Genomic DNA, 13452 nt, shown 5'->3' on the forward strand with positions numbered 1-13452 from the left:
AATGCCCGCTTAATTTCGCTCTGTGGCCTGTTCAAGGCAGTCCGTGATTGTTGTTTTGCAGATGGGCGTGGTCTGGCGACTATCGGGGTTGTCTCGCCAGAGCTTGTAGGTGATCCAGAATTCAACATCCTTATAAGAATAGGTTTTGGCACGTCTGCTGTTGCGGCTGTTTTCCAGTGCCTCCGGCGTTATCACCATATGATAGGCCAGCCGTTTGAACACCCAAGGCTTGTCACCTTTCTTATGCTCGAATAATTCCAGATGGTAATAGGGATCGCTGAATGCAGGATCCGGTCCCTGATGAATAGTGGCCCAGCGTGTAATCTTCGGCGTATCTGCAAGGATGACAGTTCGCGGCGCATTTTCAGCACAAACAAATGAAGTCGCAAAGGGGAGGGTGATGAACCATGCCGCAAATGCGTTGCCGATCTTTTTGCGGATCATTTTAACTACCCCAAATATTTTGTTCTCTCCATTCGATATAGCGCGTTTGTATATGTTATTGATGAGGCTAAAAAAGCAAACAAAAACAAACCTCCATAATTGGCATTAATTCAAAATTAATCAATATTTTCAAATAGTAAACAAGCGCCCGTTAACGTTCCATCAAGGTTAATACTCCATTATTCGCTATAGTTAAGGTTTCGTTGCGAGTGGAGTTTGCGGTGCGTTTTGGTTCCATACGAGCGCTGTTTGGCCGGTCAAAGGCCGTGTCCGAACCGGTATGGCACTATCCGGTTACGGGCTATTGCCCGGAGGATGGTCGCTATTACGCTGTGCGTGCAAAACCGCGTCAGGTTGTTCACAAGCCACATCGTCTGGTGCCGATCATTCTGGCGGCCGTCACTTACTTGTTCAATTCCAATGCAATTGCGTTTCAGGATATGGCCAGCCTTGTGCCAGCGGCGGACGTGGCGGGTCATCGCTGGACGGCTTTTGTTGCGAAGGCTCCCGTCGGCTCGCTGCATCAGGCAGAAATGCCTTTTGTGGATGCAACGACTGTAACGGGCAGCATTTCCAGCGGCGGTATTGAAGTTCCGGGTATTGGACGTGTGGCTCTATCGGGCGGCAAGAAAACGGCCAAGCTCGGCGTCGATGATCCAAACCCCGATGAAAACCGGATCAATCGCTCCGATAAGACAAACCGCCTTGTTTCTGTGAAGCCGAAAGCGCCGGCACGGTCTTTCAATGCAGGCAGCATGTTTGATAAAATCAGCATGATCACCGCGCCACGTGAAAAGATTGATGCGCGCATGGCCTTCTCCAAGTCCAGTGTCGAGGGCAAGGAGGTCGAGATCGCAATGGCGTTTCATGCAGTCAAACCACCCAAACCCAAGCCGAATCTACCGGTCCAACTGGCAAAACTCATCAACAATGATCAGCCCGACGTTCTCGCGTTGGGCTATGCGCCTTCTAAGCCTGACTATGGCAAAACCTCTCCCTTCGAGAGCATCCTGACACCGGAAGCCGATAACGGCCGTTTTGTGCCACCGATCAGCGATCAGGACCATGCCTGGGCCGCGACCCCTCTGCCGCCGGAATCATTCGGGACCAAAGAACAAAAATGTCTTGCCGAAGCGGTCTACTACGAAGCACGTGGCGAGACGGTCAAAGGGCAGGTAGCAGTTGCACAGGTTGTGCTTAATCGTGTTCGCAATCCCGCTTATCCGGGCACGATTTGCGGTGTCGTCTATCAGAACCAGAATTGGCTCAATGCTTGCCAGTTTTCCTTTGCCTGTGACGGTCAGAAGCATCGCGTAACCGAGATTCCGCAATGGCGTCTGGCACAACAGGTTGCCAAAACCGTAACCGATGGCCGGATCTGGTTGCCGGAAGTTGGTTCATCCACGCATTACCATGCGACTTATGTCAGTCCTTTCTGGGCGCCGACCATGAAAAAGATGACGAAGATCGGTCTTCATGTGTTCTACCGCACCTATGGCGGCGGCTGGAGTTGATCAGGTTTCTGCCAGCGGTATCACTTTCGGACACATTTAATTGTCTATCGGCTCGCTTGAAACACGAGCACAATGATGAATCTATGTGCTGAGTGTGGCCCAATTCGATTCCAATTTTTCGGCCAAAATGCTGCCTGATATTCCACTTTGAGCGGAAAATGAGTCGCACCAACAGCTAAATATCTGTATTTACAAGAGAAAAAACCTTTTGAAGCAAGTGCTTCACCGCCTTGACTAGCGAGCGGTGTGTCAATATGTTGCGCGCAACTTGGAAATGGGCTTTTAACGCCCGCATTTCTTGCAAAAGGGAGCTGCCAATGACGAGCGGCACTGAGCCGGGAAAGACGCCCGGTGCAAGCAGGAATGTGGATGCTAAAACTGTTTCCGGGGGGTTGGATCAGCGTTTGAATCGCCTTGAGGCCGAACTGGCTAAAAAAGGTCTTCTTAAGCCACCAGCTTCCGAGGATGAGCGATCGGAAACATCCAGTTCTGTCGCCCAGGCCATGAAACTGTCCAGTGAATTCATCGCTGGTATCGTGGTCGGTGCGGTGATCGGTTGGGCTCTTGATCGTTACGCGGGCACATCGCCGTGGGGGTTGATCATCTTTCTCCTTCTGGGCTTTGGTGCTGGCACCCTCAACGTGCTCCGTTCCGCAGGTTATGTCGCCGATCAAGGCAACATTAAGTCTAACGTGGAAAAGAGCGATAAGGAATAAGTCTTCGCGGACATCACGAAAATGTTCGCGTATAGACCTTTGAAACAAGTGGGCGCTTTGCCCGAGACTGAAACGCCTTAGGGCAGGAACGACAGACGAGGTTAAGTTGGCCAACGATCCGATCCATCAGTTCCAGGTATCCCGGTTGATCCCGATCGACATCGGTGGTGTGGACCTGTCGTTTACCAATGTTTCGGCCTTTATGGTCGCAACCGTCGTGCTCGCATCAGGCTTTCTGTATTTTACGTCGTCGAGCCGTGGACTGATCCCAAGCCGTCTGCAGTCGGTTTCGGAAATGGCCTATGAGTTTGTGGCGTCGAGCCTGAGAGATTCGGCTGGTTCAAAGGGTATGAAATTCTTTCCCTTTGTGTTCTCGCTCTTCATGTTTGTGCTTGTTGCAAACTTCATTGGTTTGTTCCCTTATTTCTACACAGTCACCAGCCAGATCATCGTAACCTTTGCACTTGCTTTGCTTGTTATTGGTACAGTGATCATTTACGGTTTTTACAAGCATGGTCTGGGCTTTCTGAAGCTCTTTGTCCCAAGTGGCGTGCCGGGCATCATCGTGCCTCTGGTTGTTGCCATTGAAATCATTTCCTTCCTCTCGCGCCCAATCAGTCTTTCGGTTCGTCTTTTCGCGAACATGCTGGCTGGTCACATCACGCTCAAGGTTTTCGCAGGCTTCGTTGTCTCGCTGAGCTCGCTTGGTGCGCTTGGTGTTGGTGGCGCTATTCTGCCTCTGATCATGACGGTCGCGATCACCGCGCTTGAGTTTCTGGTTGCATTCCTCCAGGCCTACGTCTTCACCGTTCTTACCTGCATGTATATCAACGACGCAGTACATCCGGGTCACTAAAGCATGTTGCGGAAAAGTGGTTTGCCGGTTTTCCGAAAACAACATGCATTATGAAAAATTTAAAGCGCTTCGCATCAAAACTATAAGTGATGCGCTTTGAGGTTCTAGCCGGCGGGTTTCCGCCAGAACAGAAATCCGCACTAATTTGCAATCCAGAAGGAGCTTTAACATGGAAGCGGAAGCAGCAAAGTACATCGGCGCCGGTCTCGCCTGTTTCGGTATGGCCGGTACGGCTCTCGGCCTCGGCAACATTTTCGGTAGCTATCTCTCGGGCGCACTGCGTAACCCATCCGCTGCTGACAGCCAGTTCGGCCGTCTGGTATTCGGTTTCGCTGTGACGGAAGCTCTGGGCATCTTCTCGCTGCTCATCGCGCTTCTGCTCCTCTTCGCTGTTTAATCAACAGTTGCAAGAAACTGGCCTGCCGCGATCTGTATCTTGAAATGCAGCGCGGCTGGCCTTTGCATATGAAGTCTGAGTGAGCATGTTTAAAGCCGGGAATTGTTTCCGGTAAAAATATGCTGGATTAAAGGGGAAATCTGGATGTTCGTGTCCACGGCGTTTGCCCAAACCGCCACCGAATCGCAACCGGCACCAGCTGCTGGCGAGCACGGCGCAGCCGATGCTGTGCACACCGAAACCGGGGTCGCGCACGATGCCGGACACGGCAGCGGCGTATTCCCGCCGTTTGATTCCACCCACTACGCATCCCAGCTTCTGTGGCTGGCGATCACGTTCGGCCTTTTCTATCTGTTTCTGTCGCGTGTGGTTCTTCCGCGCATCGGTGGCGTGATCGAAAATCGTCGTGACCGCATTGCTCAGGATCTTGAGCAGGCTGCCCGTCTCAAGCAGGATGCTGATAACGCGATTGCTGCTTACGAGCAGGAACTGGCTGCTGCCCGCACCAAGGCTGCTTCGATTGCTGAAGCTGCCCGTGAAAAAGGCAAAGGCGAAGCTGATGCTGAACGTGCCGCTGCTGAAGCAGCCCTAGAAGGCAAGCTCGCTGAAGCAGAAGAACGTATCGCAGCCATCAAGGCCAAGGCCATGAGCGATGTCGGTACGATCGCTGAAGAAACCACGTCTGCGATTGTTGAGCAGCTTCTGGGAACCAAGGCCGACAAGGCTGACGTGACCGCCGCCGTCAAAACCGCAAACGCCTGAGGAGACGAAAATGGATTCAACATTTTGGGCGCTTGTTGCGCTTATTCTCTTCATCGCTCTGATTGTTTACCTGAAGGTTCCTGGCATGATCGGTCGCTCACTGGATGAGCGTGCTGAGAACATCAAGAAGGAACTTGAAGAAGCTCGCACCCTGCGTGAAGAAGCCCAACAGCTTCTTGCTGAATATCATCGCAAGCGCAAGGAAGCGGAAAAAGAAGCCGGCGACATCGTTGCCGCTGCTGAACGTGAAGCCAAGGCTCTGCTCGAAGACGCAAAGCGCGCGACCGAAGAATATGTCGTTCGCCGCAACAAGCTCGCTGAGCAGAAGATTGCAACTGCTGAAACCGATGCAATCAATGCCGTGCGTGCTTCAGCTGTTGATCTGGCTGTCGCCGCTGCTGGCAAAATCGTTGCCGACAAAGTCGATGCAAAGGTTGCGGGCAACCTGTTCAAGGATGCACTTGGTCAGGTTAAAACAAACTTGAACTAAGTTCAATTTTATAGAGTTTTGAAACGCCGCCTCAAAAGGGCGGCGTTTTTTTTGCTTTCTCATGTCATGCTGTTTGCTCCCAAAAAAGAGGATTTTGACGGGGCGATTTGCTCCCGTTACGTTGAGGTCGGGTGGAAAGTCAGACTCTATGGGAAACATGCATGACGAATGAAACGGAGCGCCTTGCGCAGGGCAAAGAGATATTTTCAAAGATACATAGTGAGCTCGGCGATAAAGGGTTGAGTGCCTTTGGTGATATTGCACCAGACTTTGTTCGCTACGTATATGAGTTTGCCTACGGTGACATTTATGGGAACTCAGACCTAGATTTAAGAAGTCGTCAGATCACGACATTAGCTGCGTTAACCGCACTCGGTCATGCTGCGCCACAATTGAAAGTGCATATCGTGGCGGCGTTGAATAACGGGCTTACGCAAAAAGAGATTGTTCAGATAATTATTCAGCTGGCCGTATATGCGGGCTTCCCCGTTGCTTTCAACGGCTTGATGGTGGCGAAAGAAGCATTTGCTGAATATGACCAAAACAAACAATAAAAAGGCATCTTTGTTGCTTGATTATAGATTGCTCCATGCCTCGCATGCCAATCGACCATTCTTGGACAGACTGTTAATCCTATAAGCCAAAACGACCCTTGATGGGCGCGAAAGTGTAGCGGTGGATTCCAGGTTGTGGTCCACCGGCTTCAATTGCATTGCGATGTTTTAGCGTTCCGTAACCGGCATGAACCTCAAAGCCGTAGACTGGATGCACTGCTCCGGCACGTATCATCATGCGGTCTCGCGTAACCTTTGCGACGATGGATGCAGCGGCAATAGAAATCGAGCGCTGATCGCCTTTTACCAATGCCGAGCCGGGACAGGATAGGCCCGGTGGAACATCGCGTCCATCGATCAATACGTGATCGGGGCGAAGTGTCAGTCCCATGAAAGAACGGCGCATAGCTTCGAGGGCCGCTTTGCGAATGTCGCTGGCATCAATGCTGCGCGCACTCAGGCTCGCAACGGAAACACTGATCGCTTTGGCCAAAATAACATCATAGAGCGCATCACGCTTGGCCGCCTTCAGCCTTTTTGAGTCATCAAGTCCCTTTGGCAGATCATTGGGATCAAGCACAACCGCTGCTGCAACAACCGGTCCTGCGAGCGGTCCACGACCAGCTTCATCAATGCCAGCAATATGCTTGAGCCCTCGCGCCAGATATTTTGTCTCTTCCGAGAAGTCTGGAGCAAGCGGAATTTCAAAGAGGAGCGGAGAATCAGAACTTAAGCGTTTCATTTGGCGGAAATGTTCGCACTGCTTCTGATTCTCCGCAAGGTCCCTGCCGAGGATATTGGCGTAAAAGCAGGGGCCTTCCGTCCGAAAAAATCAGACGGAGATGGAACGCACAACTGACAACTCATGCACACATAAACTTTAACGTATTATCGGAACCAGAACGCCACAGTATCGCGCTCTGATATTCAGAATTTAGAAAAGCGAAAGCTGCTTCCCATTTTTTTCGACGGGTTCAAACAGGTCTGTACGCAACGGAATACGCTTTGAATTAAAGCCGAGCTTGCGTGCGCTAATTTCGAAACGGCGCCCGATCTGCCATGCATAGGGACCAGTGCCGCGCATACGTTTTCCCCATTCCGCATCATAATCCTTGCCGTCGCGCATGGAGCGTATAAGCGACATCACATGGCGATAACGGTCGGGATAATTGCGCAGCAGCCAGTCCTTGAACAAAGGTGCGACCTCGAGTGGCAGGCGAAGCAACACATAGCCCGCTTCACGTGCACCTTGTGCGTAAGCTGCATCCAAAATGCGTTCAATCTCATGATCATTGATGCCGGGAATAATCGGCCCCATCATGACACTGGTTGGAATGCCGGCTTCTGTGAGTTTACGAATGGCTTGCAGACGCAGCGTCGGCGTTGAAGCACGCGGTTCCATTGTTCGTGCCAGATTTGCGTCTACAGATGTGACGGAAAGTGCGACCTTGGCCAGACCTTTTTCGGCCATGCGGCTTAAAATATCGATGTCGCGCACAACCAAAGCCGATTTGGTAACAATGCCAACCGGATGGTTGGCTGCTTCCAGCACTTCAAGAATTTCGCGCATGATGCGCCATTTTTTCTCGATCGGCTGATAGGGGTCTGTGTTGGTGCCGATAGCAATTGTCTTTGGTTGATAGCCCGGCTTGGCCAGCTCGCGCTCAAGCAGACGCGGCGCATCCGGCTTCGCAAACAGTTTCGCTTCAAAATCAAGGCCTGCAGACAAGCCCATATAGCTGTGCGTCGGACGTGCGAAGCAATAAATGCAACCATGTTCGCAGCCGCGATAAGGATTGATCGAGCGGTCAAAGCTGATGTCGGGCGAATCGTTGCGTGTGATAATCGTGCGTGGCTTTTCAACCTGCACGTCGGTCTTGAAGGCAGGCAAATCTTCGAGCGTTTCCCAGCCGTCATCAAATTCATGGCGTGTGGTGGGTTCGAAGCGTCCGGTTGGATTGATGCCCGCGCCGCGCCCGCGTCGGCGGGAGTGATCAATGCGCAGGCCAGCTTCACTGACAAGCGCGTTGGCGTGATCTGCACGTCCTGCTCCGAATGCTGCCTGATCTGCCTGCTGGATGATTTCCATAACCGACTCTTTCGTTTTCTATGTTCATCCTATCGCAATGATAAGAACAAAGCAAGAACACAAAATCTTGAGCCGATATAATAAAACACCGACGTGATCACGCACGCCGGTGTCTGGGGTCTTATTTTTAGGAGCGTGGCTGCTTCTTTGGCGGACGGCCTTGATTATGGCCAAGCTTGCCCGGGCCGCCGGGTCCACCCGGACGGACTTCATTTGGTTTGCCTGGGCCGCCAGGACGTCCGGGGCGGTTTGCTTGCGGCCTATCAGGACGACCCGGACGATGTGTTGCCGGGGGCTTGCCGGGACGGTGAGGGCCATTGTTCCAATGCGGCGGTCTTGGCGGCGGTGGCCGATGCCAGCCGTGCTTGTTGGAGCTGAGAATTGCCGCTGCAATCAGCGGGATGCCGATTGCAACTGCAGCAGTTCCAAAATTGTTGGAGTTTCTGGCCGACCCCTGTGAGAAGGCGAGATAATTGGACGATGCCCACCCGAGACGACCGCCGTAATCGACCTGACACCAGTTATAGCCAGTCGTGCAGCCAAGCACGTCAATGCCTGCACCATTTGGAATCGCACCAATTACCGGGTAATTCGTACCCGGACCCGTACGCACGTTCAGATTGGTTGTCGCTATGGCATTCGCTGCCTGTGCAACGGGTGCTGCAAGCATGGCCGTTGCCAGAACAATCGATGTAAGAGCTACCCTCATCCGCTCACTCCACAAAATATGGGGTTCATAACAGAATGGACTAAATCACTTTGTTTGCTGATTTCATATGTTATTTTTGGCTTATAATTAATACTAAAGAATGGAATGAATATTTGCGTTGCGCTGCTTTAGCAGGCAGCCTACTGTGATATAGAAAATAATGATTTCAGTTTTGCTCGTCACAAATAATTCTGAAAAAGCTTTGGCACAGACACTGGCCGGGTTGGTGCCTGCTGTTGTTGATGGGCTTTTGCGCCGCGTTATCGTCGTTGATCAAGGCTCGACAGATGATACTAAGCTCGTAGCAGAAGGCGCGGGTTGCGCGTTTTATAATGAAGACAATTTATCTGAGGCATTTCGGGAATTGCGAACGCACTGGTTGCTTCTTTTGCGGCCCGGAGCAACATTGCAGGATGAATGGATAGATGCGGTGGGCCGTCATTTGGCGGTCAGCAATTCTGCCGCGCGCTTTACATTGCCTCAAGAGGCCCGCTCCGGACTGCTGGGAAAGCTCTTCACCAGCAAACCCTCTTTAAACGCCGGATTGCTGATAAAGGCCGAAACGCTCAGGCCATTTCCATCGCGTTTGGACGAGCTTGAAGATTTGCCGCGTCAGTTGAAGCCTGTGCTATTATCGCCTGGCATTTCACTTCCAAATACAACAAAAGGCGGAGCCTGAGGGCTTCGCCTTTTTGTATGTTACCGGCTTGTGCCGATATTAGTTCTGGTAGCTTGATGGCGATGCGTCACCAAAGCGATGAGCCGAACCGTCCTGATAGGTCTTCTGGCCAATCGAAGCAGTGGCCGTGCGATCAACCGGCTGCGAAGCGACGGGTGTACGGTCATTGGCATAAAGATCAGCTGGGGTGCCCACATTTGGGTTTTCAGCGAAAGCAGCACCGGCGCTAAGGGCAACGGCTACGGCAGCGAGAGCAAACTTTTTCATTTTTCTATTCCTTTTCATAATCGCCCTTTGGATGGCATCAGTGCTTCCGGGGCACCGGGGTGGCGCCAATGCCATCCACCGGGGAGATAACTGGGTTGCCGTTCGGACTGTTCCGTCAGGCAGGATTGTTCACAAATTCGGTATTAGTTCTGAAAGCTCGAAGGCGATGCGTCGCCAAAGCGATGAGCGGAACCATCCATGACCGAAGCTTTGCCAATCGAAGCGGTTGCAGTGCGGTCAATTTGCTGAGCAGCGACTGGTGTGCGGTCATTGGCATAGAGATCGGCAGGGGTGCCCACATTTGGGTTTTCAGCGAATGCAGCGCCAGCGCTCAGAACAACAGCAACAGTAGCAAGAACAAACTTTTTCATTTTCTATCTCCTTGGATTGTGAAGCGGCGATGTGTTCGTCGTTTCGATGATCAAGAGATAGACCTTTCAATCGGCTGCGCATAGCCAGCGTTTGGTTCACGCATTGTATCTAAAATGGTAGACAATAAACCCTTGAAACCAGAGGATTGTTCTATAGGCAGCTATTTATTCAAGTATATGTGAACAGTATGAGGTGGGAAAGTGGCTGTTTTCGTCACTGCGCAGACGGGGCCGTATGGCTTGAAACCACAAACCAGTCAGGCTTATGCGAAAGGATACGCGATGCAGCTGTGTCTGCGCTCTGCTGGTCTTTAAAGATGGCAAAACAGGTTGCACCAGAACCAGACATTTGGGCAAAAAGAGCGCCATGGGCGTGTAAAATTGCAAGCGTATCGCTGATGTGCGGGGCAATTGATAGCGCTGCGGGCAGAAGGTCGTTTCGGGTTGAACTGAGATAGGTGCAGATGCTTTCAATGTCGCAAGGAACGCGGGACGGGAGAGGGGGATTGTCTCGCTTTGTCAATGCACGGAAGACATCGGGCGTTGCGATGGCAGTCCCGTCATTGACCAGCAGCATGGGGAGTGATGGCATTTGCGGTATGGCGCTCAGCTGTTCACCTATGCCGCATGCTATAAGTGGCGCACCATGGGCTGCACCATGCAGGCACATGGGCAAGTCCGCGCCGAGCTTGAGACCAAGTTCGGCCAGTGTGTTGTGATCAAGGCCAAGCTGCCAGATTTCATTGAGTGCGAGAAGCGTTGCCGCCGCATCGCTTGAGCCCCCACCAATGCCCGACGCAACTGGGAGTCTTTTTTCAAGATGGATTGCAACGGGTGAAAGCTTGCGATTGGTATGTGATCTTAAAGCGTCGCGTGCTTTGATAACCAGATTGCCGCTATCAAGCGGTATGCCGTGAGCAAAGCGCCCGCCAATGCTGAAGCTATCTTCTTCGGCTTTCCTAACAGTGATTTGATCGCCGTAATTAGCGAACACAACCAGCATGTCGAGCAAATGATAACCGTCATCTCTGCGCCCTGTCACGTGCAGCGCGAGATTAATCTTGGCCGGAGCAGTGTAGTGAACCGTTTGCGCGGCCTGAGCTTTGTTATGCATTTTAAAGGTAAGTCAGGACTAGTCTTTTTTGACGTAGTATTCGCCGGTTTTCGGATCCTGAACCAGAGTACCATGCGCGCGGTTCTGCGCTTCTTTTTCTGCGCGGCGGACGCGCTGCGTCACGCGGACTGCTTCGCGCTTGAACGAACGATAGCCGTACCAGGCGGCAGCGAGTATCAGCAGCAGAAAGATAAGCTGGGGCATGACCTCTAGTCCTCAGGCTGTCATACGATCCCGAAATGCCTTTTCGGGATCACACAGGGAAACTTAGTTGGAAGAACCATAACACTAATTTGCAGGATTATGCATCATATCATGGTCAAATGGTGAATTTTAAAGACCATATCGCGCCCAAAGCGCTTTTTCTTCAGCAACGGACAGAAGGCCGTCGCCGAGATTAGCCGCAATAGATGCTGGATCAAGGCCGTTAAGCGCGATTTCGACGCCGGGTGCTTTGCGTCCGAGCAGTCCGCGCTTGGGTTCGATGAGTTTGAGCTTTACCTTGTCGCCATAAGTCTTGCGCAGGAAGCTGCGCATATCGCCAAGCCCGTCAACGAGGCCGAGTTCCTTGCCCTTGGTGCCCGTCCAGAACATGCCGGTGAAAAGGTCATCATTGTCTGCCAGCTTGCTGCCACGGCGCTCTTTGACCATGTCGATAAAAGTCGCATGAATTTCCAGCTGAAGCGACTTGAGACGCTCAATATCGGCTTCTTTTTCCGGCTGAAATGGATCAAGCACGGCTTTGTTCTGGCCAGCAGTATAAACGCGGCGCTCGACGCCGATTTTTTTGAGCAGTTCCGGGAAGCCAAACGAGGCAGAAACAACGCCGATGGAGCCGACAATTGATGATGGATCGGCAATGATTTCGTCGCCCGCAAGCGCGATCATGTAACCGCCGGATGCTGCGGCGTCTTCAACAAACACAAAAACACGTTTCTGATGCTCGTCTGCGAGATCGCGTATGCGGCGATAGATCAGGCGAGACTGTACGGGTGAACCGCCGGGCGAATTGATCGAAATGGCAACGGCTGGCATTTCTTTGTCGCTAAAGGCCTTTTCCAGCACACCGGAAGCGCTCGCGAGAGAAAGCGACGGACGTAGCGATGAGCCACCGCTCATAATGGCGCCATGCAGACGCACAACAGGAATCTCAATTTCTTTTTTGCGAAAACGGCGCGGAATGAAACGGCAAAAAATCCCGGACAAATTAAACTCCAACTTGAAAATTCACGTTGCAGCGAATGTAGGAAGCAATTGTGCAAACACAAAGAGAAATGCCCGGAATTTCGTTCCAGGCATTGAATATTCGTTATTTTTTTGGCTTTGCCAGCATCCGAAGCAAGACATAACCGCATATCGCAGAAAGCGCCGAGCCGGTGAGGACGCCAATTTTCGTCTCGGCCTGCAACAATTCTGATGGATAGGACAAAAGCCCGATGAAAATGCTCATGGTGAAGCCGATGCCGCACAGGATTGCAACGCCATAAAGCTGCACCCAGCTTGCGCCCATCGGTTTTTGCGCAAAGCCCGCTTTAATTGCGAGCCATGCCGCACCAAAAACGCCGATCTGTTTACCCACAAAGAGGCCGAGCATGATGCCGAGCGGCAGCGTGTCGAAGATGATAGACGGCGTCATGCCTGTAAAGGAAATGCCCGCATTGGCGAAACCAAACACTGGCACGATGAAGAACGCAACCGGCTTGGCCAGCGCATGTTCCAGTGTATGAAGAGGTGAGGTCATATCATCCGGCTTCGCTTTGGCAGGTTTAAGCGGGATCATAAGTGCTGCAACAACGCCAGCGACCGTGGCGTGTACGCCGGAATTAAAGACCAAGAACCACAATAGAGCTGCACCAACCAGATAGGGCAGCAAGCGGGAAACGCCCATGCGGTTCATTACAAAAAGCACGGCTGCCGTTGCGAATGCCGCGCCGAGATAAGGTATGGATATTTCGGCAGTGTAGAAGACCGCGATGATGACAACTGCAGCGAGATCGTCAAGGATCGCAAGCGTTGCCAGAAAGACTTTCAGGCTCGACGGCACGCGGGATCCGAGCAGCGACAAAACACCAAGCGCAAAGGCAATGTCGGTTGCGGAAGGCACGGCCCAGCCGCGCACTTTTTCCGGGTCGCCATAATTGAAGGCAACGAAAATCAGCGCAGGCACGATGACGCCGCCAGCAGCGGCAATACCGGGTAAAATGCGATTAGGCCAGCTTGCGAGTTGGCCATCAAGAAACTCACGCTTGATCTCGAGTCCGACCAGAAAAAAGAAAATCGCCATCAGTGCATCATTGATCCAGTGCGACAGGCTGAGCGGACCAATATAAAAATGGAGAGCGTCGAAATAGGCTTTGGAGAAAGGCGAATTAGCGACAATCAGTGCTAACGCAGCTGCAGCCATAAGCACGATGCCGCCAGAAGATTCGTTATCCAGAAAACGGCGCATAATGGAGACAGGGCGGGCGGATTTTGGATGTGACGTCATTC

The 13452-nt window shown here is 52.2% G+C and carries 18 protein-coding genes; 8 read left to right on the forward strand and 10 right to left on the reverse strand.

All coding sequences use genetic code 11. From position 1 onward, the window contains the following. Window positions 1-9 precede the first annotated feature (9 nt). Complete coding sequence (locus RI570_RS08600) at window positions 10-444, reverse strand: DUF5086 family protein (RefSeq protein WP_313828003.1); 435 nt, start codon at window positions 442-444, stop codon at window positions 10-12. A 221-nt stretch (window positions 445-665) separates the two neighbouring features. On the opposite strand from RI570_RS08600, the gene RI570_RS08605 reads away from it, so the two are divergent. The 7 genes from RI570_RS08605 to RI570_RS08635 all read left to right on the forward strand — a co-directional run bounded on the left by RI570_RS08605 (window position 666) and on the right by RI570_RS08635 (window position 5733). Further along, window positions 666-1958 carry a cell wall hydrolase gene (locus RI570_RS08605; RefSeq protein WP_313828004.1) on the forward strand — a complete coding sequence of 431 codons (1293 nt, stop codon included), beginning with the start codon at window positions 666-668 and terminating at the stop codon, window positions 1956-1958. 317 nt (window positions 1959-2275) lie between these two features. Then, entirely contained in the window at window positions 2276-2674 is a 399-nt protein-coding gene (locus RI570_RS08610) for an AtpZ/AtpI family protein (protein ID WP_313828005.1), read from the forward strand. A gap of 106 nt (window positions 2675-2780) precedes the next feature. Continuing rightward, a complete protein-coding gene (locus RI570_RS08615) occupies window positions 2781-3530 on the forward strand; it encodes a F0F1 ATP synthase subunit A (RefSeq protein WP_187546163.1) in 750 nt (249 codons plus the stop codon). Window positions 3531-3699: 169 nt separating this feature from the next. After that, window positions 3700-3927, forward strand: a complete 228-nt coding sequence (locus RI570_RS08620) for a F0F1 ATP synthase subunit C (protein WP_007632966.1) — start codon at window positions 3700-3702, stop codon at window positions 3925-3927. 144 nt (window positions 3928-4071) lie between these two features. After that, a complete protein-coding gene (locus tag RI570_RS08625; RefSeq protein ID WP_079211543.1) occupies window positions 4072-4689 on the forward strand; it encodes a F0F1 ATP synthase subunit B in 618 nt (205 codons plus the stop codon). A 10-nt stretch (window positions 4690-4699) separates the two neighbouring features. After that, a complete protein-coding gene (locus tag RI570_RS08630; RefSeq protein ID WP_313828006.1) occupies window positions 4700-5179 on the forward strand; it encodes a F0F1 ATP synthase subunit B in 480 nt (159 codons plus the stop codon). Window positions 5180-5340: 161 nt separating this feature from the next. Further along, entirely contained in the window at window positions 5341-5733 is a 393-nt protein-coding gene (locus RI570_RS08635; RefSeq protein WP_313828007.1) for a carboxymuconolactone decarboxylase family protein, read from the forward strand. A 79-nt stretch (window positions 5734-5812) separates the two neighbouring features. Here the strand turns inward: RI570_RS08635 and RI570_RS08640 are convergent, their stop codons facing one another. From RI570_RS08640 to RI570_RS08650, 3 genes are all read right to left on the reverse strand, one after another. Continuing rightward, window positions 5813-6475 carry a ribonuclease HII gene (locus RI570_RS08640; protein ID WP_313828008.1) on the reverse strand — a complete coding sequence of 221 codons (663 nt, stop codon included), beginning with the start codon at window positions 6473-6475 and terminating at the stop codon, window positions 5813-5815. Window positions 6476-6667: 192 nt separating this feature from the next. Then, a complete protein-coding gene (locus RI570_RS08645) occupies window positions 6668-7822 on the reverse strand; it encodes a PA0069 family radical SAM protein (RefSeq protein WP_313828009.1) in 1155 nt (384 codons plus the stop codon). Between the two features lie 127 nt (window positions 7823-7949). Beyond that, a complete protein-coding gene (locus RI570_RS08650; RefSeq protein ID WP_313828010.1) occupies window positions 7950-8531 on the reverse strand; it encodes an SH3 domain-containing protein in 582 nt (193 codons plus the stop codon). A 160-nt stretch (window positions 8532-8691) separates the two neighbouring features. Here RI570_RS08650 and RI570_RS08655 point away from each other — a divergent pair, with 160 nt between their 5' ends. Further along, window positions 8692-9210, forward strand: coding sequence for a glycosyltransferase family 2 protein (locus RI570_RS08655; RefSeq protein ID WP_409558628.1), 519 nt, complete (start codon window positions 8692-8694; stop codon window positions 9208-9210). A gap of 39 nt (window positions 9211-9249) precedes the next feature. Here RI570_RS08655 and RI570_RS08660 read toward each other — a convergent pair whose 3' ends face one another. The 6 genes from RI570_RS08660 to nhaA form a co-directional block, all read right to left on the reverse strand. Beyond that, window positions 9250-9477, reverse strand: a complete 228-nt coding sequence (locus tag RI570_RS08660; RefSeq protein ID WP_313828012.1) for a hypothetical protein — start codon at window positions 9475-9477, stop codon at window positions 9250-9252. 143 nt (window positions 9478-9620) lie between these two features. Then, window positions 9621-9848, reverse strand: a complete 228-nt coding sequence (locus tag RI570_RS08665; protein WP_310010838.1) for a hypothetical protein — start codon at window positions 9846-9848, stop codon at window positions 9621-9623. 214 nt (window positions 9849-10062) lie between these two features. Beyond that, window positions 10063-10962, reverse strand: a complete 900-nt coding sequence (locus tag RI570_RS08670) for a 4-(cytidine 5'-diphospho)-2-C-methyl-D-erythritol kinase (RefSeq protein WP_313828013.1) — start codon at window positions 10960-10962, stop codon at window positions 10063-10065. 18 nt (window positions 10963-10980) lie between these two features. After that, window positions 10981-11166 (reverse strand): hypothetical protein, encoded by a 186-nt coding sequence (locus tag RI570_RS08675; protein WP_007873680.1) that lies wholly within the window; start codon window positions 11164-11166, stop codon window positions 10981-10983. A gap of 129 nt (window positions 11167-11295) precedes the next feature. Further along, complete coding sequence (locus RI570_RS08680) at window positions 11296-12168, reverse strand: S49 family peptidase (protein WP_313828014.1); 873 nt, start codon at window positions 12166-12168, stop codon at window positions 11296-11298. Window positions 12169-12271: 103 nt separating this feature from the next. Further along, a complete protein-coding gene (gene nhaA, locus RI570_RS08685; protein WP_313828015.1) occupies window positions 12272-13450 on the reverse strand; it encodes a Na+/H+ antiporter NhaA in 1179 nt (392 codons plus the stop codon). Window positions 13451-13452 lie beyond the last annotated feature (2 nt).

It is taken from the genome of Brucella pseudogrignonensis (assembly GCF_032190615.1).
In the GTDB taxonomy this organism is placed as follows: Bacteria; Pseudomonadota; Alphaproteobacteria; order Rhizobiales; family Rhizobiaceae; genus Brucella; species Brucella pseudogrignonensis_B.